Below are 26,145 nucleotides of genomic sequence, written 5' to 3'. Positions count from 1 at the left end.
TTCGGGTGGCAGAGGTCCGTGAAGCAGGAACCCGAGGGAGCACCGCATAGCGGTGCTGACCGGAATCACCTGCGTTTACGCAGGTGAGGGCGTCAACGCGGTTCGAAGGCGACCGGGCTCTCGAAGGCGGCACGCCGCGTCGCCCGGCGCAGCGCCTTGAGCACGGCCGGGCCGAGGAAGCAGGTCAGCACGACCGTGACCACGGCACGGCCCAGGTCCCAGCCGAGGGACGTGGCCGTGCAGTACGCGAGGAAACGGGCGAGGTTGGCGGCGAGCCCGGTGTGCGGGTCGTAGGCGATGCCCGAGGCGAGCGCGCCCATGAAGGGCCAGCCGGCCAGGTTCATGACCGTGCCGTACGCGAACGCGGCCCCGAACCCATAGCCGGCGAGCATCACCACCTCACCCCGCCCCCGCAGCCGGTCGGCACCCGGCAGCAGCCCGGCGCCCAGCGTGAACCAGCCCATCGCCAGCATCTGGAACGGCAGCCAGGGGCCGACCCCGCCCGTCAGCAGCGCCGACGCGAACATCGTCACGGCCCCGAGCACAAACCCGAACCCGGGCCCGAGCACCCTCCCGCTCAGCACCATCAGGAAGAACATCGGCTCGATGCCCGCGGTCCCGGCGCCGATCGGCCGCAGGGCCGCGCCGGTCGCGGCGAGCACGCCCAGCATGGCCACGGCCTTCGGACCGAGCCCCGACTCGGAGATCGTCGCCGCCACGACCGCGACCAGCAGCAGGAGCAGCCCCGCGAACAGCCAGGGCGCGTCCTGGGCGTGCGCCCCGAGCTGGGAGGCCGGGTCGGCGAACAGGGGCCAGACGAACCCCGCGGCGCCGACCGCGCTCACCAGGGCCAGGGCGGCGAGCGAACGGGGTCCGAGGCGGACGGCGCGGGCCTGGGCGACCGTGCCCGGACGCGGCAGGGAGCGCGTGGCCGGCGACGCGGCGGGCCCGGGGCGGCGGGACGTCATGACGACAGCGCCCGACGGACCTGGGCCACCGTGAGCCACCGCTGCGGCGCCAGCACCTTCGTCACCTGCGGCGCGAACGAGGGGGAGGCGACGACCACCTCGGCGGTGGCGCCGTCGGCGACGACCTCGCCGTCCGCGAGGATCACCACGCGGTGGGCGAGCTCGGCGGCCAGTTCCACGTCATGGGTGGCCAGCACGATGGCGTGCCCCTGGGCGGCCAGCCCGCGCAGCACGGCCACGAGGCGGGACTTCGCCGCGTAGTCGAGCCCCCGCGTCGGCTCGTCCAGGAGCAGCAGCGGGGGACGGGCCGTGAGGACGACGGCGAGCGCGAGCGCCAGCCGCTGCCCCTCCGACAGGTCCCGGGGGTGCGCGTCGTCCGCCACGCCCGGCAGCAGCTCGGACACCAGCGCCCGGCAGCTGCCGGGAGCGGCACCCGCGTCCCGGTCCGCCGCCGCGCACTCGGCGGCCACCGTGTCCGCGTACAGCAGGTCCCTCGGCTCCTGGGGTACGAGACCCACGCGCCGCACCAGATCCCGCGGGGCGGTGCCGTGCGGTGCCACGCCGCCGACGCGGACGGACCCGCGGGCCGGTTCGACGAGTCCGACGAGCGCGGCGAGCAGTGTGGACTTCCCGGCGCCGTTGCGCCCCATCAGCGCCACGGTCTCGCCCGGCGCGACGGCGAGGTCGACGTGGCGCAGGGCCTCGACGCGGGCGCGGCGGACGGCGAGGGACGCCACGACCGCCGGGGGACGGGGCGTCGAGGGAGGCGGGGCGGCGGTACGCCGGCGCAGGAAGCGGCGGCGGGCGGGGGCCTCGGCGGGCGCGCTGTCCGCCGTGCGCGGGTGCGGCACGTTCGCGCCTGCGGTGTCCGCGCCGGCCGTGTTCGCGCCTGCGGTGTTCGCGCCGGCCGTGTTCGCGCCTGCGGTGTTCGCGCCGGCCGTGTCCGCGCCGGCCGTGTCCGCGCCTGCGGTGTCCGCGCCGGCCGTGTTCGCGCCCGAGGTGTCCGTCGGTGCGGTGTCTGTGGGTGTGGTGTCCGTCGGTGCGGTGCCCGCGAGTCGCTCGCGCAGGGCGCTCGCGCGGCGGCGGGCGTCGCGGACGGTCAGGGGCAGCGGCGACCAGCCGGCCAGCCGGCCCAGGTCCACCACCGGCGGGTACACCGGCGAGACGGCCATCACCTCCGCGGGGGTGCCGAGCACGGGGCGGGCGCCGGGGGCCGGCAGCAGGACGACCCGGTCGGCGTACTGGACGACCCGCTCCAGCCGGTGCTCGGCCAGCAGGACCGTCGTGCCGAGGTCGTGGACGAGCCGTTGCAGCACGGCCAGGACCTCCTCGGCGGCCGCCGGGTCCAGCGCGGACGTGGGCTCGTCCAGGACGAGGACCTTCGGGTGCGGGGTGAGCACCGAGCCGATCGCGACGCGCTGCTGCTGCCCGCCGGACAGGTCGGCGATCGGCCGGTCCCTCAGGGCGGCCAGCCCCAGCAGGTCCAGCGTCTCCTCGACCCGCCGCCGCATGACGTCCGGGGCGAGCCCCAGCGACTCCATGCCGTAGGCGAGTTCGTCCTCGACCGTGTCCGTCACGAAATGGGACAGCGGGTCCTGCCCCACCGTGCCCACCACGTCCGCCAGTTCCCGCGGCTTGTGGGTACGGGTGTCGCGCCCGGCCACCGTGACACGGCCGCGCAGGGTGCCGCCCGTGAAGTGGGGGACCAGCCCGCTCACCGCCCCGAGCACCGTCGACTTGCCGACCCCGGAGGGACCGACGAGCAGCACCAGTTCGCCCTCCGGGACCGTGAGGTCGACGCCCTGGACGGCGGGTCCGGCCGACCCGTCGTACCGCACGGAGACGTTCTCGAAGCGGATCACACGGGCTCCTCGGGGGCGGGGGTGACGAACGCGGGCAGCAGACCGAGCAGCGCCGCCGCCGCGGGGAGCAGGGGGAGCGCCGGGGCGGTCAGGGGGATGACGCCGGGATACAGGGCGGCCGGATCGGTGGCCGCGGACACGGCCAGCCCCGCCGCCGCCGCGATCCCCGACCCGGCGACCAGCCATGCCCGTGCGTCCCACACGTCCGGCCGGTGGCGCGTGCGCGGCGACCGGCGGCCCCCGAGCCGCAGCCCGGCGAGCGCGGCGGCCAGCCCGGTGAGCAGGACGGGCAGGCCGTAGCCGCCCCCTTCCGCGGTGAGCAGCCCGTACGTGCCCGCGCACACCCCGAGCAGACCGCCCAGCGTGAGGGCCGTGGTCGTGCGGCGGACGCCGGGTGGGACGTCGGCCGTGCGGCCGTAGCCGCGCGCGTCCATCGCGGCAGCGAGCGCGACCGAACGCTCCAACGCGCCCTCCAGCACCGGCAGACCGACCTGCAGCAGACCGCGCAGCCCCCGGTCGGGACGGCCGCGCAGCCGGCGCGCCGCACGCAGGCGCCGGACGTCCGCGACGAGGTGCGGCGCGAAGGTGAGCGCGACGACGACCGCGACCCCCGCCTCGTACAGGGCGCCCGGGAGGGACTTCAGCAGCCGGGCGGGGTTCGCGAGGGCGTTCGCGGCGCCGACGCAGACCAGCAGGGTGGCGAGCCGGAGACCGTCGTACAGGGCGAAGACGAGGGCCTCGGCGGTGACCCGGCCGCCGATGCGGATGCCCTGCGCCCAGTGCGGGAGGGGGACTTCGGGGAGGGTGAAAACGGTATGGGTGCCGGGGAGGGGCGAGCCGAGGACCACGGCGAACAGGAGGCGGACGGCGAGCACGGCGAGACCGAGCCTGGCGAAGGCGGAGTAGGAACGGGACCAGGGCGCCGCGGTGCGGCGTGCCGCGACGACGTAGGCGGACTCGGCGACGAGGAGGCCCAGCAGGAGGGGGTTGGTGGTGCGGGTGGCGGCGGTGGCGAGACCGAGCGCCCACAGCCACCAGGCGCCCGCGTGCAGGGCCGGCCGGGTGCCGCGGGGACGGGATGCCATCGTCATCTCCGGCGGCGCCGCGCCTGCCATATCGCGGCCGCGCCCAGGGCGGCCACGGCGGCGGCGCCCACGAGCACCCCGGCGGACGGGCCCTGGGGCGGTGCGTCCGGCGCCGTCCGCGGGGACGCCGTGGGCCGTGGTTGCGCCGACCCGGGTGTCGTCTCCCCAACCTGCTCGCCGCACCCCCGGCCCGGATATCCGGCGATCGCGCACAGCAGGGCGTTGGTGTCGTAGCGGAGCGGCTTCGCCACCGCCGCCAGCGCGTCCGCCGTCGTCGCGTCCTCCGGGACGCGGGCGCAGACCGTGCGCGGGGCCGGTGGGGTCTCGCCCGAAGGGGCGTCCGCCACGGTGCCGAAGTCGATGACCAGCGCCACCCGCTTGCGGCCCTCCCGTGCGGGCGTCGCCGCGCAGACGGCGGCGAAGTCCGCCGTCCCGCGCGGCTTCTCGGCGTCCTGTGAGTCCTCGCTGACGGCGAACCGGAAGCCCTGGACGTCCCCGTCGGCGGGGCGCGCGGTCGACGGGCCCTGGGTGGCGTACGTCCACGCCTGCCCGTGCCGCTCCCAGAAGGACCAGTACCGGTAGCCGACGGCGTGCGCCGGGCCCCCGGCCGGCAGCATCAGGAGGGCCGCCGCGGCCAGGGCGGCCGCACCGCGGCGGATCACGGCTGCCGCTTCCTGGCGCGGCCGGACAGCAGGATGCCGACGCCGATGCCGGCGACGAGGCCGACGCCGACGATCCACCAGACGGCGGGCCCGGAGTCCGAGCCGGAGCGGGCGTTCGTGCCGGGGCCGTCGGACCGCTCGGCCGCCTGCGGGGCCGGGCCCGTCCCGTTGAGCGCGGTGACCAGGTCCGTGCCGCCGAAGTGGTGGGGGTCGGCGCCCATCGCGTGCGCGGCGAGGATCAGCTGGGCGTACGCGGCCGGGCCGCTCTGCTTCGCCCACTGCGCGGAGTTCTTCTCCAGCCAGGCGTACGGCTTCCGCGCGGCCTTCGTCCGGCCCTGCGCGGCGAGCGCGACGACCGCGTCCGCCGTGTTGCCGTAGTCGGGCCGGTCACCCGCGCCGGGCAGGGCGGAGGTGAGATGGCCGGTCGTGGCCGTTGCCCCGGCCAGGTAGGCGGCGCCGTTGGCGGCCACCTGAGGGGAGGTGAGCGGCGTGCCGGAGCCGGCGCACCCGGACTCCTGCCCCGGTGCCTTCCCGGCCGTCGCCACGAACCCCTTGCCGAGGGCGGCCAGCACCCCGGCCGCCGTCGCGTCCGCGTTGGGCGCCAGCTTCCCGTTCTTGTCCGGCTGGTAGGCGAGCGCGCCCCCGCCGCGTCCGCCGCACGGGATGGACCACGACGCCAGCAGCTCCTGCGGTGCCCTGCCGTTCCCGTCCTTGCGGACCCGCGCGGGATTCTCGCCCGCGGCCGCGAGCGCACCGACCACGACGGACGTGGAGTTGGCGTCGCTGGCCCCGCCGGGCATGTACCCCCAGCCGCCGTCCTTGTTCTGAACGGACTTCAGCCAGGAGACGGCCTTGCCGGCCGCGGCCTCGTGTCCGCCGAGCGCGGCGAGGGCCTGGACGGCGGCGGCCGTGCTGTTGGTGTCGACCATGAGCTTGGCGTCGCAGGCCGTGCCGGGGTTCGCGCGGAACGCCGCGAACGCCCCGTTCGCGCACTGCTGTCCGGCCAGCCAGTCCACGGCCCGGGCGGCGGGCCGCACACCCGTGGTGTGCTGCGCCAGCAGGGCGAGGGACTGGCGCCAGACACCGTCGTAGGTCGGGTCGGTGCTGCCGTACAGGCCCGACGGGACCACCGGTGACGGTGACGCCGACGGACCGGTGGCGACGGCGGGCGCGGCGGCGCCGATCACTGCGGTGGCGGCCAGGGCCACGGCGCTGCGGCGGACGTTCATGATCGGCGGGTGCCTCTCCCTGCGGGGAGCCGGGCAGCACGGGACACCCCGGGCGGCTCGGCTCCGTAGACCTCGACGGTGCCGTGCACCGGCGGATGCCGGTGTGCGTGAGCCAGTCACGATCCCGTGCGAGGTGATCCGGCTCGCCGCCGAAGCGGCTCACGGTTGCGGGTCAGCGCCGGATTCGCACCGGCTTCCCCTCGTACGGGTAGTGAGACGACCCGTTCACTCTAGCGGCCTGCGGGGGCGGCCCCGAGACCGCCCATGCCTCACGGCCGGCGCGTACGGGGCCGAGGGGGACCTGGTGCTGCGGCGCCACCGGGGTTCGTACGGGGACGCGGCCGTCGAGGGCCGCGGTGACGGACCTCGTCCGCGGGCAGGGCTTTCCGGGGCGGCCGTGCCGGAGGCGCGCCCGCGCGGGCGGCCGGGCGCCGAGGAGGCCGGGGTCGATGCTCGCGCCCCCGCCGCGCGACCCGCGTGCGCTGCCCGCCCGCCGTGCCGCGTGGACGGCGGGCGCGAGGCGCCGGCCGTGATGCCGGCGGGGCAGGAGCCGGTAGCGGACGGTGACTGCCCCGTATGGAGCAGCACATCCCTCATCTCCCGTGCGACGCGGACAAGATGAAGGTTGCCTTCCGTTTCCGTTGACGCAGTGTGGTCCGTCAGGAGTGGAGTCGCGCCATGAGAACACGTCGGGTCAACGCCGTCGCAGCCTCCGCAACAGCCGTGGCCCTGCTGGGCGTCGCGGCCTGGGCGTGGGCAGGCGCGGGAACCGGCGCCGAGCCGCAGCCGGGCGGCGGCACGGTCACCGAGCCGCTGCGCGCCGAGCACCGCGAGCTGATCCCGTCCATCGAGGCGCTCGCCACGGCGGCCGAGGGGGTCGGCACCGCGCCGCTGAAGGAGCAGCGCAAGAGGGTCGACGCCTCGTACACGTTCCTCACCACGCGGTTGATCCCGCACGCCGTGGCCGAGGACAGGGTGCTGTACGCGACGGTGGACTCGCTCCTCGCCGGCAGGGGAGGGACACGCGCGACGGACACCATGCGTCGCGACCATGCCCAGGTGGGCACCCTGACCGCCGAACTCGGCAGGCTCCGCGCCCGGTTGGGCCGAGCCGCCCCGGGCCCGGACGAGCAGAAGGACCTGCGCCGCGTTCTGTACTCCCTCCACGCGATCGTCGCGCTGCACTTCGCGAAGGAGGAAGAGGTCTACCTGCCCCTCCTCGACCGCGAACTCCCGCCCGACCGGGCCAGGCAGATGTTCAACCGCATGGCGGCGGCCGAGAAGGAGGCGGGTGCAGGCGGCAAGGCCCCGCACTGACCCCGGCCCCGGGGACCGCACCGTCCGGCCGTCGCCTCGGGCGGATCACGCCGCCACGTAGGTCACGGGGTCGCTGCCCGCCACCGCCTCCGCCCGGCCCAGCTTCACCAGCCGGCGCAGATGGGCCTCCGCCTCCGAGACCGCGATGTGCCGGGAGCCGTACGGGATGCGGTCCCAGGGGCGGTTCCACTCCATGCGCTCGGCGAGCTGCCAGGGGGTGAGCGGGGTGGTCAGCAGGGCCAGGAGGCCGGTCAGCCGGTCCTCGTGGTGCGCCAGCAACTGGTTCACGCGGGCCGGCGCGTCCGTGAACGGGTGCTGGTGCGCCGGGAGCACCTCGGCGGGTCCGAGACGGCCGATGCGCTCCAGTGAGTCGAGGTAGTCGCCGAGAGGGTCGGTGACCGTGGTGTCGTCCGGGTCCTCGTACAGGCCGATGTGCGGGGTGATCTCCGGGAGCAGGTGGTCGCCGGAGAACAGGCGGCCGTGGCCGGGGAGCCCGGAGGGGTGCTCCTCCTCCAGGTGCAGGCAGACATGGCCGGGCGTGTGCCCGGGGGTCCAGACCGCGCGCAGGCGGCGGCCGGGCAGGTCGAGGAGTTCGCCGGGGACGATCTCGCGGTCGGGCAGCGCGGGGGCGAGGCCCGGCAGGCTCGCGCGGCCACGGGCGGCGCGCAGCGGCGCGAGGTGTTCCTCGGGGGCGCCGGCCGCGGCGAGTTTGTCGGCCATGTACGCGAACCAGCGCTCGGGCCGGTTCTCCCGGGTGCGCCGCACCACGGAGATGTCGGCGGCGTGCATGGCGATCCACGCGCCGGACGCCTCGCGGACGGCGCCGGACAGGCCGTGGTGGTCGGGGTGGTGGTGGGTGACGACGACCCCGTGGATCTCCCCGGGCGAGGTGCCGCACGCCGCGAGCCCCTCGGTGAGGGCGTCCCAGGAGCCGGGGTCGTCCCAGCCGGTGTCGACCAGCACCGGACCGCGGTCGGTGTCGACGACGTACACCAGGGTGTGCCCGAGGGGGTTGTCCGGAATGGGGACCCTGAGGGACCGTACGCCCCCGCCGTGATCGGCCGTCTGTGCCATGGGCTCCCCAATCGCCGTCTTCCGGTCAACTATAACTAGAACACGTTTCGAAGGTAGCCCCGGTCGACCTTCAACTGCCGTGCCCCGCCTCCGTCCCGGCCGTGGACTGTGCCGACTGGAACTGGTATCAGTTTCGGTATCTGATGGATCGTCAGAGGAGTCCCGGGAGGCAGTCGGCCATGACCGAGCTTGTGGAACACGGACAGCTGTTCATCGGCGGGGAGTTGACCGACCCCCTGGGCGCGGACGTCATCGAGGTGGTCTCACCCCACACCGAGGAGGTCATCGGTCGGGTGCCGCACGCCTCCAGGGACGACGTCGACCGGGCCGTCGCCGTCGCGCGCCGGGCCTTCGACGAGGGGCCGTGGCCGCGGATGACCCTGGACGAGCGGATCGGGGTCGTCACCCGGATCAAGGACGCGATCGCCGTGCGGCACGAGGAGATCGCCCGCGTGATCTCCTCCGAGAACGGCTCCCCGTACTCCTGGAGCGTCCTCGCGCAGGCGCTGGGCGCGATGATGGTCTGGGACGCGGCGATCACGGTCGCACGGAGCTTCACCTACGAGGAGCGGCGCGACGGCGTCCTCGGGAAGATCCTCGTGCGGCGCGAGCCCGTCGGGGTCGTCGCGGCCGTGGTGCCGTGGAACGTGCCGCAGTTCGTGGCCGCCGCGAAGCTCGCGCCCGCACTGCTCACCGGCTGCACGGTCGTCCTCAAGCCGTCGCCCGAGTCGCCCCTGGACGCGTACATCCTCGGGGAGATCGCGCGCGAGGCCGGGCTGCCGGAGGGCGTGCTGTCGATCCTGCCCGCGGACCGCGAGGTGAGCGAGTACCTCGTCGGGCACCCCGGGATCGACAAGGTGTCCTTCACCGGCTCGGTCGCGGCCGGGAAGCGCGTCATGGAGGTGGCCTCCCGCAACCTGACGCGCGTGACCCTGGAGCTGGGCGGCAAGTCGGCGGCCGTGGTGCTGCCGGACGCGGACCTCGCCACGACCGTGCCCGGGATCGTGCAGGCCGCCTGGATGAACAACGGCCAGGCGTGCGTGGCCCAGACCCGTATTCTCGTGCCGCGCTCGCGCTACGACGAGTTCGCCGACGCCTTCGCCGCCGCGGCCGGTGCGCTCGTGGTCGGCGACCCGCTGGACCCGGCGACCCAGGTCGGCCCGCTGGTGGCCAGGCGCCAGCAGCAGCGCAACCTCGACTACATCCGCATCGGCCAGGAGGAGGGCGCGAAGATCCTCACCGGCGGCGGGCGCCCGGCGGGCCTTGAGCGCGGCTGGTACGTGGAGCCGACCCTCTTCGGCGGCGTCGACAACTCCATGCGGATCGCCCGTGAGGAGATCTTCGGACCGGTCATCTGCCTGCTCCCGTACGGCGACGAGGGCGAGGCCGTGAAGATCGCGAACGACTCCGACTACGGGCTCAGCGGCAGCGTCTGGACGGCGGACGTGGAGCACGGCATCGAGGTGGCCCGGCGGGTGCGCACCGGCACGTACTCGGTGAACACCTTCAGCCTCGACATGCTCGGCCCGTTCGGCGGCTACAAGAACTCGGGCCTGGGCCGGGAGTTCGGGCCCGAGGGCTACGGCGAGTTCCTGGAGCACAAGATGATCCACCTGCCGGCCGGGTACGGGGAGGCGTAGCGCATGGGCGACCGCTGGCACATCGAGGTGGACCGCTCGGTCTGCATCGGCTCCGCGCAGTGCGTCAACCGCGCACCCGATGCCTTCCGCCTGGACTCCGCGCGCCAGTCCCACCCCGTGGAGCCGGACGCCGACGCGGGCGAACAGGTGCTGGCGGCGGCGGAGAACTGCCCGGTGGAGGCGATCGTGATCACGGTGCTGGGCAGCGGGGAGCCGGTCTTCCCGCCCGAGGAGTAGTCGCGGACCAAAAAATCATGGTTTGGGGGGTTCCGTCCGACTCTGGAAGGGATAACATGGTAAGTGCCTACGGGATGAGTGAGGCACCTCAACCGGAGTTGCCGACTTTGGCGAGAAGCTTCGGCTTCCGCTGGGGCCGACATCGACGGTCGAGAAGGTCGGAAGGTCGAAAGACCTGAAGATCATCCGAACTCGTCTCGTAGGTCTTTTCGCGCGCCCGGGCAGAGGGCGCAACGGGAGTCGCCATGCCGAGTGACCTCACCGACCTGGACTCGGACGCCGCGCGGCGCCTGCTGGACCGGACGTTCGTCGACACGATCCGGCGGCTGGGCGCGCTCGGGGGTGGCGTCTATCTCTTCGAGCCCGGCGACGAAGTCCTGAGCGCGGAGTGCGGTACGGGGATACCGCCGCGCTTCGTCCGCCCACTGTGGCATCTCCGCATCTCCGTAGAGGGCGCCGATCCGCTGATCGAGGCAGTACGTGAGCACAAGCTGGTATGGCTGCCGTCGAGCGAGGAGTACGCGCGCCGCTATCCGCAGCGCGCCCTGGCCTTTCCGCACCAGTACGCCATGGCGGCCGTCCCGCTGGCCGACGAGGAGACGACGTGGGGTGGCATGGCGCTGTTCTGGCGGCCCGGAAGACCGGCCGATCTCAGTTCTGCGGAAGCGCGGACGATCGAGGCGGCCGTCGCGGAGTGCGTCCGCGTCGTCCGGGCAGCCGACCGGGCCGGGCAACGCCTCGTGCCGTCCGCCGAGCCGCGCGAAATCCCTCCCGTGCGCACGGGGGCTGTGGACAGGGACGAGGCGCTCGCGGCTCTGGACCACCTCGCCCGTGTACCGGAAGCCGCGGTGTCGCTCGACCTCGACGGGCGGCTCACCTTCATGAACCCGGCGGCGGTCGCGCTCCTCGGCACCAAGGAGAGCCTGCTCGGCACCCGTCCCTGGGAATCGCTGCCGTGGCTGGACGAGCCCCGGTACGAGCGGCACTACCGCGACGCCATCGTCAGCCGGTGTACGACCTCTTTCACCGCCCGCTGCCGCCCCGAGCTCGACCTGCTCTTCCAACTCCATCCGGACTCCACCGGCATCAGCGTGCGCATCACTCCCGTCGTCGGCGAACACCGAGCGCGGGGCCCCGACCCGTACGGAGGAGATCAGTTCGGCGGACGCATCCGACCAGGGGTGATCTACCACCTCGTGCATCTGTCCGGTGCCCTCAGCCAGGCCATCGACGTGCAGGACGTCGTCGATCTGGTGGCCCACGAGCTCACGGACGCCTTCGAGGCCCAGGCTTTCGCGCTCCTCGTGGCGGAAGCGGGCCGACTGCGCATCATCCAGCACCACGGCTTCGCTCCGGGGGCCGTGAGGGTTCTGGAGCGCACACCGCTCAGCTCGCCCACCACTCCCGGAGTGGTGGGACTGACCGAGGGCAAGGCGTCCTTCTTCTCCTGCAGGCAGGAACTCGCCCAGTCGTATCCCGCCCGCGCACAGTTGGACGACGGCATGGCCGCGTGGGCGTACCTGCCCCTGCTGGCCTCCGGGAACCCCGTCGGCACCTGCGTCCTGGGGTACGAGCGGCCCCACGTCTTCACCCCGGAGGAACGAACCGCCCTCGTCGCCTTCAGCGGCCTGATCGCACAGGCACTGGACAGGGCCCGCCTCCACGACGCGACTCGGCGGCTCGCCCGCGGCCTCCAGGAGAGCCTCCTGCCCCATGCCCTGCCCGACATCCCCGGCCTGGAGACCGCGGTCCGCTACCTGCCCTCCAGCTACGGCATCGACATCGGCGGCGACTTCTACGACATCGTGTGCACACGACCCGGCGAAGCAGTCGCCGTCATCGGCGATGTGGAGGGCCACAACGTGCACGCTGCCGCCCTCATGGGGCAGGTCCGCACCGCCATCCACGCCTACGCCGTCGCCCGCAAGACGCCCGGCCGGATCCTCGCCCGCACCAACCAACTGCTCACCGACCTCGACGCGGACCTGCTCACCAGTTGCCTGTGCGCGGACATCGACATCGTCCGCCACCGCCTCCGCCTGGCCACCGCCGGCCACTGCCCGCCGCTCGTGCGCCACGTCGACCACCACTGTGAGATCCTCGATCTCCCACCGGGGCCCCTTCTGGGCGTCGAGCCCGCGGCCGCCTTTCCCATCACGGACATCGAGCTGCCGCCCGGCGCCGTCCTCGCCCTCTACACCGACGGCCTGGTCGAGTGCCCCGCCAACCGCGACGACCGCGAGCTCATCCGGCTCAGGACGGCGTTCTCCGCCGCCGGCCACGCCCTCGAAGAGATCGCCGACGCACTGATCGACGAGGCCCAGCTCCGCGGCGGTCAGACCGACGACACCGCCATGCTGCTCCTGCGGCTCACCGACCGCGCCCCGGAGGTCCACGGCAGTGGAGCCCGTCTGTGACCGGTCTGCGCCCGGAGCGGCGGCGACGCGTGGGCGACCGCCGCTTCGCGGGAGGCCGGCCGTCTGTGCGCAGGCGGCTCCTACCGCTCCCCGCCCGGGCCCGTGAGGTCGATCAGCCGGCACACGGTCTCGATGTCGATCTTGACCTGGGCGATGGACGCCCGGCCCGAGAGCCAGGTGATCAGGGCCGAGTGCCAGGTGTGCTCGATCACTCGGACCGCGGACAGCTGCTCCGGGGTCGGGTCGTCCTGGCCCATCGCGTCCAGGATGATCGCCGTCGTCTGGCGGGAGACCTGGTCGACCTCGGGGGACACGCTGCGGTCCGCGAAGGTCAGGGCGCGGACCATGGCGTCCGCCAGATGCGGCTCCCGCTGCAGCGCGCGGAAGGCCCGCATCAGGGTCTCCGCCACCCGCTCGGCCGGCGTCGCCCCGGCGGGCGGCTTCTTCCTGAGGGTGCCGTGCATGTGCTCCAGCTGGGCCTGCATGGTCGCGACCAGCAGATGCACCTTCGACGGGAAGTAGCGGTACAGCGTGCCCAGCGCGACCTGGGAGGACTCCGCGACCTCGCGCATCTGGACCGCGTCGAAACCGCCCCGGCTGGCCAGCTGCGCGCTCGCGTGCAGGATCCGGCGGCGGCGCGCCTCCTGCCGCTCGGTGAGCGGGGGAGCGGCCGGCTGCGCCGCCGGTCGCGCGGTACTGGCTGGCACCTTGGCTTCCGCAGGCATGGGTCCCGTTCCTGGCAGTCGGTGAGGCCGGGCGATCGGACAGCATGGTAGGGCGCCATCCGTGGCGTGAATCACCTGATCCACCGCTTACAGTGGGGCTACCAGCCGGTAGATTCGGAGCCTCTTGAACGATCAAGTCTGAAACTTGTTCTAGATTACCGTCCCAGCGTAGTCTCGCCGGAAATGGCAGGGAGAAGGGGCCGAGAGTGACCGCTGAGGCCAAGGAGGCGGGTCCCCAGGAGGACTCGGCCGCTGACGGCAACCGCCCGTTGCGCATCGCGCTCCTCACCTACAAGGGAAACCCGTTCTGCGGCGGCCAGGGCGTGTACGTACGGCACCTCTCGCGCGAACTGGTCCGGCTCGGCCACCACGTCGAGGTCGTCGGGGCGCAGCCCTACCCCGTGCTCGACGAGGGGGAGGGCCTGGAGGGACTCTCCCTCACCGAACTGCCCAGCCTCGACCTGTACCGCCAGCCCGACCCCTTTCGCACCCCGAAGCGCGAGGAGTACCGGGACTGGATCGACGCCCTGGAAGTCGCCACGATGTGGACCGGCGGCTTCCCCGAGCCGCTGACGTTCTCGCTGCGCGCCCGCCGGCATCTGCGCTCCCGCCGCGGTGACTTCGATGTCGTACACGACAACCAGACCCTCGGATACGGCCTGTTGGGCGATCTGGGCGCGCCGCTGGTGACCACCGTCCACCACCCCATCACCGTGGACCGGCAGTTGGAGCTGGACGCGGCCGAGGGCTGGCAGCGGCGGGCGTCCGTACGGCGGTGGTACGCGTTCACGCGCATGCAGAAGCGGGTGGCGCGCCGGCTGCCGTCCGTGCTCACCGTCTCCGGCACCTCCCGCCAGGAGATCGTGGACCACCTGGGCGTCGCCCGGGACCGTATCCACGTGGTGCACATCGGCGCCGACACCGACCTCTTCTCCCCCGACCCCTCGGTGCCGCAGGTGCCGGGCCGGATCGTCACCACGTCCAGCGCGGACGTGCCGCTCAAGGGCCTCGTCTTCCTGATCGAGGCGCTCGCCAAGGTGCGCACCGAGTACCCCGGGGCGCATCTCGTCGTCGTCGGCAAGCGCGCGGAGGACGGGCCCGTCGCGCAGGCCATCGAGCGGTACGGGCTCGACGGCGCCGTCGAGTTCGTGAAGGGCATCTCGGACGCGGAGCTGGTCGACCTGGTGCGCTCCGCCGAGGTGGCGTGCGTGCCGTCGCTGTACGAGGGCTTCTCGCTGCCGGCGGCCGAGGCGATGGCGACCGGGACGCCCCTGGTGGCGACGACCGGCGGGGCGATACCGGAGGTCGCGGGTCCGGACGGCGAGACATGCCTGGCGGTGCCGCCGGGCGACGCGGGCGCCCTGGCCGCGGGGCTGAGCCGCCTGCTGGGCGACCGGGAGCTTCGCGCGCGGCTCGGTGCGGCCGGGCGGCAGCGGGTACTGAGCCGGTTCACCTGGGCCGAAGCGGCGCAGGGCACGGTGGCGCGCTACCGCGAGGCCATCGCCGCCTCCCCCGGCACCGCTGCCCGCCGCCCCGCGGCACGGGGCATCGACCCCTCCGGGACGACGCGCACCGCCCGCTCCGCGCCCCGGCCCCCCGGCCGCTCCACGGCCCCCTCGGGCGGCGGCCCGGCGGCAGCCGGCACCGCGACCGTGACCGACGTCGAATCCAATCGCGAAAGCAGGGCCACGTGCTGACCGTCGACTTCTCCCGGTTCCCGCTCGCCCCCGGCGACCGCGTCCTGGACCTCGGCTGCGGCGCCGGACGGCACGCCTTCGAGTGCTACCGGCGCGGCGCCCGGGTCGTGGCCCTCGACCGGAACGGCGAGGAGATCCGCGAGGTCGCCACCTGGTTCGCGGCGATGAAGGACGCGGGGGAGGCCCCCGCCGGGGCCACCGCGACGGCGATGGAGGGCGACGCCCTCGCACTGCCCTTCCCGGACGAGTCCTTCGACGTCGTGATCATCTCCGAGGTCATGGAGCACATCCCCGACGACAAGGGCGTCCTCGCCGAGATGGTCCGGGTGCTCAAGCCGGGCGGGCGCATAGCCATCACCGTCCCGCGCTACGGACCCGAGAAGATCTGCTGGGCCCTGTCCGACGCCTACCACGAGGTCGAGGGAGGCCACATCCGCATCTACAAGGCGGACGAACTCCTCGCGAAGATCCGGGGCGCGGGCCTCGAACCGTACGGCACGCACCACGCCCACGCGCTGCACTCCCCCTACTGGTGGCTGAAGTGCGCGTTCGGCGTCGACAACGACAAGGCGCTGCCGGTGCGCGCGTACCACAAGCTCCTCGTCTGGGACATCATGAAGAAGCCGCTCGCCACCCGGGTCGCCGAACGGGCGCTGAACCCGGTGGTCGGCAAGAGCTTCGTGGCGTACGCGACCAAGCCCCATCTGCCCCGTCTCTCCCCCGAGGCGGCCGTCAAGTGACCACTCCCCGGACAGAACACCTCGTCCTGCCCGGGGTCCTCACCGCGGAGCAGGCCGCCGCGACCGTCGGCGGGATTCTCGCCGTGCAGCGGGAGGACGGCGCCATACCGTGGTTCCGCGGGCACCACCTCGACCCGTGGGACCACGTCGAGGCGGCCATGGCCCTCGACGCGGCCGGGGAGCACGCGGCGGCCGAGCGGGCCTACGACTGGCTGGCCCGGCACCAGAACGAGGACGGGTCCTGGTACGCGGCGTACGCCGACGGGGACCCGCAGGACGTCACCGACCGCGGCCGGGAGACGAACTTCGTCGCCTATGTGGCCGTCGGCGTCTGGCACCACTACCTGGCCACCGGCGACGACACCTTCCTCGACCGGATGTGGCCGACGGTGTACGCGGCCGTGGAGTTCGTGCTGGCGCTGCAGCAGCCCGGCGGGCAGATCGGCTGGAAGCGCGAGGACGACGGCACGGGCACCGCGGACGCGCTGCTGACCGGCTGCTCCTCGATCCACCACGCGCTGCGCTGTGCCCTCGCCATCGCCGAGCAGCGCGAAGAGCCGCAACCGGACTGGGAGCTGGCGGCGGGCGGGCTGCGGCACGCCATACGCAGGCACCCCGAGCGGTTCCTGGACAAGGACCGCTACTCGATGGACTGGTACTACCCCGTCCTCGGCGGAGCCCTGACGGGCGCGGAGGCCAAGGAGCGCATCGAGGCCGACTGGGACCGCTTCGTGGTGCCCGGCCTCGGCGTGCGCTGCGTCGTTCCCAATCCCTGGGTGACCGGCGGCGAGTCGGCCGAACTCGCCCTGGCCCTGTGGGCGATGGGCGAGTCCGACCGCGCACTGGAGATCCTCCAGTCGATCCAGCACCTGCGCGACGCGGAGTCGGGCCTGTACTGGACGGGGTACGTCTTCGAGGACCGGGCGGTCTGGCCGGAGGAACTCACCACCTGGACGGCGGGTTCGCTGCTGCTCGCCGTGGCCGCGCTCGGCGGCGACGAGGCGACGTGCGCCGTCTTCGGCGGCGAACGGCTGCCGCTGGGCCTCGACCCGGACTGCTGCGCCTAGGTCTTTCGCACCGACCGTGCCAGGGCTCGCGGACCCTGGCACGCGGCTCGCCGCGTCGTCGTCGGTTGCGTCCGGCGGCCCGCTGCCGTCCGGCGGCTCAGTGCCGGTGCATCCGGTGGGCGATGGCGTGGCCGACGAAGAGGTAGACCACCGCGGCCAGACCGTAGCCGGCGACCACGCGCGCCCAGGCGTCGTCGAACGTGAACAGGTCGTGCGACCAGCCCGCGAGCCAGGAGGCCGCGCCGTGCACGACCCGCACCAGGTCGTTGGCGCGGTTCGCCTGCAGCAGGTACATCAGGATCCACAGGCCCAGGATGACGGCCATGACGTCGGCGACGACCGCGATGACCGTTCCGGCCTGATTGGTGCCGTTGCGATATCGAGGGGACATGCTCTCCGGGTTGCCCGGCGCGCCCGGCTGAAACCTCGTCAGGACGCGGCGTGTCCCGTGCGGGCCAAGGGATTCCGCCCCGGATGTCACCCGAACGGCCCCGTCCGGGACGACGGAGCCGGGCGGGACGGGTCAGGCTGCCGGTGAGGGTGTTCTCCCCGGCCGGGGGAACGAACCCTTCCGTTCCCTTCCCGGAGGCCGGAGGACGTCGTGCCCGCACCGATACGCCCCCTCGCCGTGGCGCTCGCCCTCTGCGGCACACTGTTCGCCGGTGCCGCCGCCTGTGGTGGCGGCGGCGTCGCGCAGGAGGCCGCCGCCTACATCGCGGTCGCCACCCCTTCCCCGTCCACCCCGGCGGAGCGACGGACGTTCGCCAGAACCCGCTTCGCGACGAACGCGGGGCTCGCGGCCGGGGCGACGTACCAGTGGATCGTGAAGCCGTGGAAGTCCGGCACGTTCAAGAAGGGCGCCGAGGGGCGGACGGCCGCGCTCGTCAAGGCGGGCCTCGCCGGCGCCTTCGCCCAGCACCGGCTGGAGGCAGCCGTGCGCGGCGCCCGGGGCGACCCCGCGCTCGCCCGGGCCGTCGCTCCGCTCACCTCGGGCATCGACGCGCTCGAGGGACTGACGTCCCGGCTGCGCAAGGGCGACCCCTCGGCCGTCGGCTCCTTCCAGGACGTCGTCGAACGGGTCGGGCGCGCGGGCAGGAGTGCCGGGGCACCCGTCGTGAACAAGGTCCCGTCGCCGGTGCGGCTCACTTCGGGCTGACACGGGCCGACACGGGCCGACACGGGCCGGCGCGACCGGGACGGGCAGCGCCGCGCAGCGCCGCGCGGCGGTGCCTCAGGTGTTCAACTCGGCGAGCACACGCAGCGTGTGCGGGTCCGGGGACAGCACCAGCAGGTCCGTCACCGGGCCCTTGCGCCACAACTCCAGCCGCTCCGCGATGCGTTCCCGCGGGCCGACCAGCGAGATCTCGTCGGCGAAGGCATCGGGCACGGCCAGCACGGCCTCCTCCCGCCGGCCCTCCAGGAACAGCCGCTGGATGCGGCGCGCCTCCTCCTCGTATCCCATGCGTGCCATGAGGTCGGCGTGGAAGTTCCGTGCGGCGTGACCCATCCCGCCGATGTAGAAGCCGAGCATCGCCTTCACCGGCAGCAGCCCCTCGGCCACGTCGTCGCAGACCGTCGCCCGGGCCATCGGGGCGATCAGGAAGTCCTCCCGCAGCCCGGCCAGCGATGCCTCGTACACCTCGGGGCGGGTCGGAGACCAGTACAGCGGCAGCCAGCCGTCCGCGATCCGCACGGTCTGCGCGATGTTCTTCGGACCCTCCGCCCCCAGCAGGACGGGGAGTTCGGCGCGCAGCGGGTGCGTGATCGGCTTGAGCGGTTTGCCCAGTCCGGTGCCGTCCGCGCCCCGGTACGGGTGGGAGTGGAAGCGCCCGTCCAGTGTCACCGGCGCCTCGCGCCGCAGGACCTGGCGCACGACGTCGACGTACTCCCGGGTCGCGGTCAGCGGCGAGGCCGGGAACGGCCGCCCGTACCAGCCCTCGACGACCTGCGGGCCGGACAGCCCGAGGCCCAGCATCATGCGCCCGCCGGAGAGGTGGTCGAGGGTGAGCGCGTGCATCGCCGTGGTGGTGGGGGAACGGGCGGCCATCTGAGCCACCGCCGTGCCCAGTCTGATCCTCGACGTCCGGGCGGCGATCCAGGTCAGCGGGGTGAAGGCGTCCGACCCCCAGGACTCGGCGGTCCACACGGAGCCGTAGCCGAGCCGCTCGGCCTCCCGCGCCAGCGTGACGTGGTCGGCCGCGGGGCCGCGGCCCCAGTAGCCGAGCGCGAGCCCGAGCCGCATGTCGCCTCCAGTCGCGATGTTCTGACGCCTCGTCAGATATTTTTGGTGCTGCGACTGTACGGCAACGGCCCCCCGCCCGGAAGGGCGAGGGGCCGTGCGCGCGAGGGAACTCAGCCCCGCTGGATCCCGCTCGTGTCCTGCAGCACGCCACGGCGGCCGTCCTGCGTCTGCGCCACCAGGCCGGGACCGCGCTGCTCCACGGCCAGGTACCAGGTGCCCGGCGCCAGTTCGGCGATCGGCGTGGGCGAGCCGTCCTCCGCGTACAGCGGACGCGCCACCGGCACGGCGAACCAGAACGGCGAGAAGTCCCCGGCGGGCGCCTGCGTCTGTTGCGGCTGTCCGCCGAACGGCTGGCCCTGCTGGCCCGGCTGAGGCTGACCGCCGTACGGCTGCTGCTGGCCGCCCGGGTAGCCGTAGCCGCCCTGCGGCTGCCCGCCGTAGGTCTGCGGCGCGGCCGGCCTGGGGGCGCCCATGAGGGCGGCGCCCAGCGCCGGGACCAGGGGAGTGGCGATGGCCGCGGCGGCGAGGACCAGGGCGGCGATGAAGCCGAGGATGAGGCCGGCGCCCGCGTCACCGGCGTCGATGAGCGTCCACAGCAGCACCCAGGCGGCCGCCACGGTCAGCGTGGTACCGAACGCGCCCAGGTCCACACCCGCGACCTTGCGCGGCGCCGGGAGCAGTCGGGAGACCACGACGAGCGCACCACCGACGACGCCGGCCATGTAGGTGCCGAGGCCGAGTCCCAGGCTGTCCCACGAGTTGGGGAGATCGATCTGGCTGCAGTAGGCGCCGGCGCCGCCGCAGCCGGCGAGGTCGAGGAACGACGCGATGAACAGCAACACCGCTGCTCCGATCACCACGCCGTCGCCTCTAGTGAGGGAGCGGATATTCACTTCGGGTCCTTCGTCAGTCGTCTCGTCGTCGGTGGAGGCGTCGCTGTCACCATGTCGCCCTCGGGCCGCGGTGCGAAGCGCGGGGGTGGCCCCTCATCGTAGGGACGAGAGTATCGTCCGACCGGCCGGAGTGTCCGCCGGGTGCGGACCCGTGATCGCTACCCCCGCAGGAAACTCACGATTCCCTCAGAGATCCCTCGCGCCGCCTTCTGCCGCCACGCACCGCTGGTCAGCAATGCCGCGTCCTTGGTATCGCGCATGTTGCCGCACTCGATGAACACCTTCGGAACCGTTGACAGATTGAGACCGCCGAGATCGTTCCGTACCACAAGACCGGTGCCGCCGCCCACGTAGTCGGCGGGCGCGCTGCCCGTGACGCGGACGAAGTTGCCCGCGATGCGCTCGCCGAGGTCGCGGGAGGGGGCGACGACGGGACGGGTGTCCGCGGCGCCCGCGTGCACCGACGCCGGGAGGATGACGTGGAAGCCGCGGTCCCCGGCCGGTGCGCCGTCCGCGTGGATGGAGATCGCCGCGTCCGCGTGCGCCTCGTTGCCGATCCGCGCCCGCTCGTCCACGCACGGCCCCCACGGGCGGTCGCCGTCCTGGGTGAACTTCACGGTGGCGCCCTGTGCCTGGAGGAGTGCGCGCAGCCGGCGCGCCACGTCCAGCGTGAACCGGGCCTCCGTGTAACCGGAGTTGGTGGACGTGCCCGTGGTGTCGCACTCCTTCCGGTTCGTTCCGATGTCGACCTTGTGGTTGATCTCGGCGGTGTGGTGGAAGTTGCCGGGGTTGTGGCCCGGGTCGATGACGACGACCTTGCCCTTCAGAGGCCCCGACGCGGCCGGGGCGGCCGTGCCGGCCGGGGCCGTCGGGGCCGGCCTGGGCGCGGGCGGCGCGACCGTCCGCCCGCCGTCGTTCGTCGGGGAGGCCGCGTTCGGCGAGTGCGCCGGGGAACGGGTCGCGGGCGCCGCTCCCGCCCGTCCGCCGCCGGTGTCGGCCACCGCCTCGTAGACCAGCCAGCCGGCGAGCGCGGCCGGCACCAGCACGGCGACCGCGACGGTCAGTGTCCGGCGCCGCGGGCGGCGCGGCTGGAAGGGATCGAACTCCGGGCCTGCGTACGACATGCCTGCCACCTTATGGGGCGGTCGCATGCTTCGCAGGGACCCGGATCCCTTCGGGATCTCCCGTGTCAGAGGTACTTCGACCGCCCACGTCCGGCCGGGGCCGCCGTGCTCGCCGCCGGCGGGACAGGTCACCCGGTGAAGCCGCCACCGCACACCACGACCTGCCCGGTGACGTAGTCGGACTCGGGAGCACAGAACAGATAGACTGCGCCGGCCGCCTCCTCGGGGGTTCCCGCGCGGCCGAGTGGGATGGCGCTCTCCATGGCGTCGACGTAGTCCCGGCTGATGCCGACACCGATGCGGCGCCCCTGAACGTCGATGGCCGCACCTCCTCCCGCCGGGGCCTCGGTCAGACGGGTGCGGATCAGGCCGAACGCGACCGCGTTGACGTTGACCGCGTAGCGGCCCCATTCCTTGGCCAGGGTGAGGGTCAGCCCGGTCACACCGGCTTTGGCGGAGGCGTAATTGGCCTGCCCCGCGTTGCCCGACAGGCCCACGACCGAGGAGACGTTGACGACCTTGCGATGCACCGTGGTTCCGCGGGCCGCCTCGCGCTTGGCCGTCGCGCTGATCAGCGGCTGGGCAGCGCGCAGGATCCGGAAGGGAGCCTTCAAGTGCACGTCGAGAATGGCGTCCCACTGTTCGTCGGTCGTTTTCTGTACGACGCCGTCCCAGGTGTAGCCGGCGTTGTTGACGATGATGTCCAGACCGCCGAAGGTATCGACGGCGGTGGCCACGAAGTGTTCGGCGAAGCCGTCTTCGGTGACGCTGCCGGGGCAGGCGACCGCCTCGCCCCCCGCCTCCTTCACCGCCCGTACGGTCTCCGCGGCCGGTTCGGCGTCCAGGTCGTTGACGACGACGCGTGCCCCTTCGGCGGCCAGCTTCAAGGCGATGGCCCGGCCGATGCCGCGCCCGGCGCCGGAGACGATCGCGGTCTTGCCGTCGAGGTTGTCCATGGCGGTCACACCGTCCGCTCGTAGAGCGTCACCACGCAGGCGCCGCCCAGGCCGATGTTGTGCTGCAGCGCGAGACTCACGTCCTCCACCTGCCGCACGCCCGCCTGTCCGCGCAGCTGCCACACCAGCTCCGTGCACTGGGCGAGCCCGGTCGCACCCAGCGGGTGCCCCTTGGACAGCAGTCCGCCGGAAGGATTGGTGACCACACGGCCGCCGTAGGTGTTGTCGCCGTCCGCGACGAACTTCTCCGCCGTGCCCTCCGGGGTCAGTCCCAGCGCCTCGTACGAGATCAGCTCGTTCGCGGTGAAGCAGTCGTGCAACTCGACGACGCGAATGTCCTCCGGGCCGGCTCCGGCCGCCTCGTACACCTGCCGGGCGGCTGCTGCGGTCATGTCGTAGCCGACCAGCTTCATCATGTCCTGTCCCGCGAAGCTGCTCGCGGTGTCGGTGGTCAGCGACTGCGCCCGGATCCTCACCGTGCGCAGCCCGTGCCGCCGGGCGAAACGGAGGCTGCAGACGACCGCGGCGGCCGCCCCGCAGGTCGGAGGGCAGCACTGCAGGCGGGTGAGCGGGCCGTGGACATGAGGTGAGGCGAGCACCTCCTCCACGGTCACGGGGGTGCGGAAGACCGCGTACGGATTGTGCGCGGCGTGCCGCCGCGACTTCACGGAGATCCTCGCAAAGGTCTCCGGGGCGGTGCCGTACCGCCGCGCGTACTGTGTCCCCGCGCCGCCGAAGAACTCCGCTGCCCACGGCGCCTGCTCGTTGCGGCCCTGGGCGGCGGCCATGCGGTCGAGGGACCGGGCGAGCGGGTTGGGCCGGTCGCCCCACACGAGGGGCAGCGGGCCCTTGTTCATCTGCTCGAAGCCCAGCGCGAGGACGCACTCGGCGGCTCCGCTCTCCACCGCCTGCCGCGCCAGCCACAGCGCCGAGGAGCCGGTGGCGCAGTTGTTGTTGACGTTGACGATGGGGATGCCGGTCTGCCCGAGCCCGTACAGGGCGGCCTGCCCGCTGGTGGAATCGCCGTAGACGTAACCGGCGTATGCCTGCTCGACCAGGCGGTAGTCGATCCCCGCATCGGCGAGGGCGGCGCGCACGGCGCGCTCTCCCATCACGTCGTACGGATCGCCGGTGCCCGGTTTGGTGAACGGCACCATACCGACCCCCGCGACATGCGCTCGCTGCTCCATCGCTCTCCTCCCAGCGTCCTGCGGGAGCCACCGGTCCCGCGCCTTCAGCAGGCGATCCGACGCTAGACAGCGGCACCCGCACCTGGACATGGACGACTGCTGGGTCATTCGCCGTCCGGTGTGGAGCACATCTCCACACCGGACCCGCACGGCACGGATGCCGTGAGGGAGAGATCGCACACTTTGCCACGAACCGCAGTGGGGGGTTTCTCCATGGCCGTGCGGAGCGGAGGTACCTAATGTCGATTTTGTTCGAAGACACCCAGCCTGCGGTTGGATCGTTCACGGACATGCCGGGTGACCGCGGGACTTCGGACACCACGACCGCCTCGAACTGCGAGCGCGGGAAGGAAGTACAGCACATGGCCGGAGACCCGTACGTGGTCACGTTCCGCGGCCTCGACAGCCCCGACGGACTTCGCCACACCCGCAGTTCCTCCGTGGACCTCCTGAGGTCCCCGCAGGGCCTGGGCGCGTCCGCCGGCCGCGCCGCCGAACAGGAGGACGCCTCCTGGCCGCTGCCGCACGCCCTGACCTCGGCCCGCCGGGCCCGGCGGCTGGTGACCGCCCAGCTGGGCGACTGGGGCCTGGACGGCGTCGCCGACACCGCCGAGCTCCTCGTGAGTGAGCTGGTCACCAACGCCCTGCGCCACACGCACGGACCGGTACGCCTCAATCTCCGGGTGTGCGGGCTCCTCCTGCGATGCGAGGTCGAGGACGCCAGCCCGGCCCGGCCCGTACGCCGTATGGCCCGGCCCGATGCGGAAGGCGGGCGCGGCACGGAACTCCTCGACCTGCTCGCGGAGGCATGGGGAAGCACCCGTACGGCCACCGGCAAGATCACGTGGTTCGAGCTGACGACCTTCGTGTCCAGGCCGTCCGGCCTGCCCGCCGCTCCTTGAACCGAGGCTTTCTCGGGCGTGCGGCCTCACGGCGCCGACAGGACGCTGTGCACCTTGAGCGCGAGGTGGACCTGGAGTGCGTGGTCGCCGTGGCGCCACTGTGGGCCGAGCAGCGCGGTGACCCGGTCGATGCGCTGGTAGAGCGTGTTGACGTGGACGAACAGTTCGGCGGCCGTGCGGGTGAGGCTGGCATCGCAGGCGAAGTAGGCCAGGAGGGTGCGGACGAGTTCACCGCCTCGGCGGTCGTCGTAGTCCAGGACGGGGCCGATGACGCGGCGGACGAAGTGGTGCAGCTCATCACGGCCGGCCTGGCTGAACAGCAGCCCGTAGATGCCGAGTTCGTCGGGGGAGGCGCCTTCTCCGTCCCGGTCGAGGGCGAGCAGGACGTCGAGGCAGCGGGCTGCGTCCCGGTGGGCCTCGACGGTGGCGTCGACGCCCGGGGCGGCGGGCGCGCCGCCGACCGTGACCGCGTCGTCCACGGTCCGCGAGAGGTGGCCGGCCAGGGTGCGGGCGGTCTCCGCGGGGTCCTGGTCCTCGGTCTCGGGGAGCAGGACGATCACGTCGCCCCGGTACTCGCCGGCCAGACCCTTGGCATGGGCGGCGTACGCGGCTGCCCCATCGGCGATGGCCCGGCGATGACCGCCGCCGCGGCAGCGGGCCGCCAGGACCGTGTGGGGGCGGCCGAGGTCGAGGCCCACCAGCGCGGCCCGGCGCCGCAGCCCTTCAAGGTCTCGGTGGGGTGCGCCGAGCAGGTCCTCGAGGATCTCACCGCGCAGGCGGTGCTCGGCCTCGGCGACGCTGCGTTCACTGAGCAGCATGAGCGCGGTGACCAGGGCCGCGCGCTCCAGGGAGCGTACGTCGCCGGCGTCGAGGCGGTCCCTGACCAGGGCCAGGGAACCGAGCACCTCGGCGCCGGCCATGATGGGCGTGGCGCAGGCCGAGGTGCCGGTGTCGGCGCCGGGTATGCGGCGGGTGCGGTGCGATTCGGCACCCAGGAGGCATGCCTCGCGGACCGCGCGGGCGGCCGGGGAACGGTCCGGGAGCCTGCCGGCGGACTGCGCCTTTTCCACCAGGGGGTCCTCGCCGGCCGCGGCCATGGTGCGACCGCCGGGGTCGAGGACGAGGATGCTGCCGCCGAGGACTTCGGCCAGGTTCTGCGCGATGTCGGCCATGCCGCCGCCGTGCAGGACGATGCTGGTCAGCCGCTCGTGCAGGGCGACGGCCTGCTCCACGGAGGCGCTGTGGGCCTTGATGACGGCGTTGGCCTCGGTGAGGTCGTCGACGGCGCGCTGGACCTCCTGGAAGAGCGTGGCGTTCTCGATGGCGATGGCGGCGTGGTTCGCCAGCGAGACGAGCAGTGCCACCTCGTGGTCGGAGAAGGGACGGGCGCTGCGGTTGGCGGCGAACAGCACGCCGATGACCCTCTCGCCGAGCTTGAGCGGCACCCCCTGGATGGCGATCAGCCCTTCGTCGCGCACGACATCGTCGACGGTGTGCTCGAAGCGCGGGTCGTGCAGGTAGTCCGGAGTGTTGTAGGGGACGGCGGTCTTGGCGACCAAGCCGCCGAGCCCCGCCCCCATCGCCAGGCGGGCGTGCTTGAACGCCTCGGTGCGGATGCCGTCGGTGACCCGTACGTAGTTGTCGCCGTGCTGGGTGTCGTGCAGCATCAGGTAGGCCGCGTCCGCCTTGAGCAGGATCCGGCCCCGGCGGACGATCGCCTGCAGCACCGCTTCCAGGTCGCGCAGGGAGGAGAGGTCTCCCGCGGTCTCGTAGAGCGCGGCGAGCTCGTCCTCGCGGCGGCGGCGCTCCTCCAGCTGGGCTCTGACGTGCAACGCGTCATCGATGAGCGGGCGGAGGTGCGGCACGTCGGCGGTGGGGCAGCCGTCGAGGAGTTCCTGGTACGCCTCGGCCGGGGCGCGGTTCCGCAGCAGGCGCAGCAGCCCTCGGGCGCATTCGGTCCCCGGGCTAGCGGACGGCAGGTCGGTGCTCATGATCCCCCTCGGGCGGCTCGGGCGGACACCGCCGTGGCCGGCGGACGGCAGCGCGGCCGGTGGATGCACTCCATGCGATCAGCCCAGAATGATGAATTTTCTCCATATAGATCATTGTGTCACTTGG

Annotated in this window: 23 protein-coding genes and 1 riboswitch; of the genes, 9 read left to right on the top strand and 14 right to left on the bottom strand. The window is 73.3% G+C overall.

Going from position 1 to position 26,145, the window contains the following annotated elements; all coding sequences use genetic code 11:
* Nucleotides 1–92: 92 nt before the first annotated feature.
* From ACZ79I_RS11905 to ACZ79I_RS11885, 5 genes are read right to left on the bottom strand one after another with little or no spacing between them, the layout of a single operon-like run.
* Nucleotides 93–968 (bottom strand): ECF transporter S component, encoded by an 876-nt coding sequence (locus ACZ79I_RS11905; RefSeq protein ID WP_471496768.1) that lies wholly within the window; start codon nucleotides 966–968, stop codon nucleotides 93–95.
* Nucleotides 965–2,830, bottom strand: coding sequence for an ABC transporter ATP-binding protein (locus tag ACZ79I_RS11900; protein WP_471496767.1), 1,866 nt, complete (start codon nucleotides 2,828–2,830; stop codon nucleotides 965–967). Before ACZ79I_RS11900 ends, ACZ79I_RS11905 begins: the two co-directional genes overlap by 4 nt.
* Nucleotides 2,827–3,921, bottom strand: a complete 1,095-nt coding sequence (locus ACZ79I_RS11895) for an energy-coupling factor transporter transmembrane component T (RefSeq protein ID WP_471496765.1) — start codon at nucleotides 3,919–3,921, stop codon at nucleotides 2,827–2,829. Before ACZ79I_RS11895 ends, ACZ79I_RS11900 begins: the two co-directional genes overlap by 4 nt.
* Nucleotides 3,918–4,532 carry an SCO2322 family protein gene (locus tag ACZ79I_RS11890; RefSeq protein WP_471504890.1) on the bottom strand — a complete coding sequence of 205 codons (615 nt, stop codon included), beginning with the start codon at nucleotides 4,530–4,532 and terminating at the stop codon, nucleotides 3,918–3,920. Before ACZ79I_RS11890 ends, ACZ79I_RS11895 begins: the two co-directional genes overlap by 4 nt.
* A gap of 41 nt (nucleotides 4,533–4,573) precedes the next feature.
* Complete coding sequence (locus tag ACZ79I_RS11885; RefSeq protein WP_471496763.1) at nucleotides 4,574–5,806, bottom strand: prenyltransferase/squalene oxidase repeat-containing protein; 1,233 nt, start codon at nucleotides 5,804–5,806, stop codon at nucleotides 4,574–4,576.
* A gap of 132 nt (nucleotides 5,807–5,938) precedes the next feature.
* Nucleotides 5,939–6,005, bottom strand: a riboswitch (cobalamin riboswitch).
* 479 nt (nucleotides 6,006–6,484) lie between these two features.
* Here ACZ79I_RS11885 and ACZ79I_RS11880 point away from each other — a divergent pair.
* On the top strand, nucleotides 6,485–7,123 hold the full coding sequence (locus tag ACZ79I_RS11880) for a hemerythrin domain-containing protein (protein ID WP_471496761.1): 639 nt from the start codon (nucleotides 6,485–6,487) through the stop codon (nucleotides 7,121–7,123).
* 45 nt (nucleotides 7,124–7,168) lie between these two features.
* Here the strand turns inward: ACZ79I_RS11880 and ACZ79I_RS11875 are convergent, their stop codons facing one another.
* Nucleotides 7,169–8,197: an MBL fold metallo-hydrolase gene (locus ACZ79I_RS11875; protein WP_471496759.1), complete on the bottom strand. Its 1,029-nt coding sequence runs from the start codon at nucleotides 8,195–8,197 to the stop codon at nucleotides 7,169–7,171.
* Between the two features lie 179 nt (nucleotides 8,198–8,376).
* On the opposite strand from ACZ79I_RS11875, the gene ACZ79I_RS11870 reads away from it, so the two are divergent.
* The 3 genes from ACZ79I_RS11870 (at nucleotide 8,377) to ACZ79I_RS11860 (ending at nucleotide 12,491) form a co-directional block, all read left to right on the top strand.
* The gene (locus ACZ79I_RS11870; protein WP_471496757.1) at nucleotides 8,377–9,837 is read left to right on the top strand and encodes an aldehyde dehydrogenase; all 1,461 of its coding nucleotides are present in this window, start codon (nucleotides 8,377–8,379) and stop codon (nucleotides 9,835–9,837) included.
* Nucleotides 9,838–9,840: 3 nt separating this feature from the next.
* A complete protein-coding gene (locus ACZ79I_RS11865) occupies nucleotides 9,841–10,074 on the top strand; it encodes a ferredoxin (protein WP_471496755.1) in 234 nt (77 codons plus the stop codon).
* Nucleotides 10,075–10,319: 245 nt separating this feature from the next.
* Entirely contained in the window at nucleotides 10,320–12,491 is a 2,172-nt protein-coding gene (locus tag ACZ79I_RS11860; protein ID WP_471496754.1) for a PP2C family protein-serine/threonine phosphatase, read from the top strand.
* A gap of 80 nt (nucleotides 12,492–12,571) precedes the next feature.
* Here ACZ79I_RS11860 and ACZ79I_RS11855 read toward each other — a convergent pair whose 3' ends face one another.
* The gene (locus ACZ79I_RS11855) at nucleotides 12,572–13,216 is read right to left on the bottom strand and encodes a TetR family transcriptional regulator (RefSeq protein ID WP_471496752.1); all 645 of its coding nucleotides are present in this window, start codon (nucleotides 13,214–13,216) and stop codon (nucleotides 12,572–12,574) included.
* A 206-nt stretch (nucleotides 13,217–13,422) separates the two neighbouring features.
* On the opposite strand from ACZ79I_RS11855, the gene ACZ79I_RS11850 reads away from it, so the two are divergent.
* The 3 genes from ACZ79I_RS11850 to ACZ79I_RS11840 are packed head-to-tail and all read left to right on the top strand — an operon-like array spanning nucleotide 13,423 to nucleotide 16,720.
* Nucleotides 13,423–14,913, top strand: a complete 1,491-nt coding sequence (locus tag ACZ79I_RS11850) for a glycosyltransferase family 4 protein (protein ID WP_471496751.1) — start codon at nucleotides 13,423–13,425, stop codon at nucleotides 14,911–14,913.
* Entirely contained in the window at nucleotides 14,907–15,653 is a 747-nt protein-coding gene (locus ACZ79I_RS11845) for a class I SAM-dependent methyltransferase (RefSeq protein WP_471496749.1), read from the top strand. The genes ACZ79I_RS11850 and ACZ79I_RS11845 overlap by 7 nt, the downstream gene beginning before the upstream one ends.
* The gene (locus ACZ79I_RS11840; protein ID WP_471496747.1) at nucleotides 15,650–16,720 is read left to right on the top strand and encodes a prenyltransferase/squalene oxidase repeat-containing protein; all 1,071 of its coding nucleotides are present in this window, start codon (nucleotides 15,650–15,652) and stop codon (nucleotides 16,718–16,720) included. Before ACZ79I_RS11845 ends, ACZ79I_RS11840 begins: the two co-directional genes overlap by 4 nt.
* 97 nt (nucleotides 16,721–16,817) lie before the next feature.
* Here ACZ79I_RS11840 and ACZ79I_RS11835 read toward each other — a convergent pair whose 3' ends face one another.
* Nucleotides 16,818–17,111: a hypothetical protein gene (locus ACZ79I_RS11835; RefSeq protein ID WP_471496746.1), complete on the bottom strand. Its 294-nt coding sequence runs from the start codon at nucleotides 17,109–17,111 to the stop codon at nucleotides 16,818–16,820.
* Between the two features lie 210 nt (nucleotides 17,112–17,321).
* Between ACZ79I_RS11835 and ACZ79I_RS11830 the strand changes: the two genes are divergently transcribed.
* A complete protein-coding gene (locus tag ACZ79I_RS11830) occupies nucleotides 17,322–17,876 on the top strand; it encodes a hypothetical protein (protein ID WP_471496744.1) in 555 nt (184 codons plus the stop codon).
* 75 nt (nucleotides 17,877–17,951) lie between these two features.
* Here the strand turns inward: ACZ79I_RS11830 and ACZ79I_RS11825 are convergent, their stop codons facing one another.
* The 5 genes from ACZ79I_RS11825 to ACZ79I_RS11805 all read right to left on the bottom strand — a co-directional run bounded on the left by ACZ79I_RS11825 (nucleotide 17,952) and on the right by ACZ79I_RS11805 (nucleotide 23,125).
* A complete protein-coding gene (locus ACZ79I_RS11825; protein WP_471496743.1) occupies nucleotides 17,952–18,962 on the bottom strand; it encodes an LLM class F420-dependent oxidoreductase in 1,011 nt (336 codons plus the stop codon).
* A gap of 110 nt (nucleotides 18,963–19,072) precedes the next feature.
* Nucleotides 19,073–19,855, bottom strand: coding sequence for a DUF5336 domain-containing protein (locus tag ACZ79I_RS11820; RefSeq protein WP_471496742.1), 783 nt, complete (start codon nucleotides 19,853–19,855; stop codon nucleotides 19,073–19,075).
* 158 nt (nucleotides 19,856–20,013) lie between these two features.
* Nucleotides 20,014–20,979, bottom strand: a complete 966-nt coding sequence (locus ACZ79I_RS11815; RefSeq protein WP_471496740.1) for an N-acetylmuramoyl-L-alanine amidase — start codon at nucleotides 20,977–20,979, stop codon at nucleotides 20,014–20,016.
* 128 nt (nucleotides 20,980–21,107) lie between these two features.
* Nucleotides 21,108–21,935, bottom strand: coding sequence for an SDR family NAD(P)-dependent oxidoreductase (locus ACZ79I_RS11810; RefSeq protein WP_471496739.1), 828 nt, complete (start codon nucleotides 21,933–21,935; stop codon nucleotides 21,108–21,110).
* Nucleotides 21,936–21,940: 5 nt separating this feature from the next.
* The gene (locus ACZ79I_RS11805; protein ID WP_471496737.1) at nucleotides 21,941–23,125 is read right to left on the bottom strand and encodes a lipid-transfer protein; all 1,185 of its coding nucleotides are present in this window, start codon (nucleotides 23,123–23,125) and stop codon (nucleotides 21,941–21,943) included.
* Nucleotides 23,126–23,487: 362 nt separating this feature from the next.
* Between ACZ79I_RS11805 and ACZ79I_RS11800 the strand changes: the two genes are divergently transcribed.
* The gene (locus ACZ79I_RS11800) at nucleotides 23,488–24,027 is read left to right on the top strand and encodes an ATP-binding protein (RefSeq protein WP_471496736.1); all 540 of its coding nucleotides are present in this window, start codon (nucleotides 23,488–23,490) and stop codon (nucleotides 24,025–24,027) included.
* A gap of 26 nt (nucleotides 24,028–24,053) precedes the next feature.
* Here the strand turns inward: ACZ79I_RS11800 and ACZ79I_RS11795 are convergent, their stop codons facing one another.
* Nucleotides 24,054–26,018, bottom strand: coding sequence for a helix-turn-helix domain-containing protein (locus tag ACZ79I_RS11795; protein WP_471496735.1), 1,965 nt, complete (start codon nucleotides 26,016–26,018; stop codon nucleotides 24,054–24,056).
* Nucleotides 26,019–26,145 lie beyond the last annotated feature (127 nt).

This window comes from Streptomyces sp. PSU-S4-23 (genome assembly GCF_055632315.1).
The sequence above is the reverse complement of the archived record's forward strand: the minus strand, read 5'-3'. Positions and strand labels throughout refer to the sequence as shown.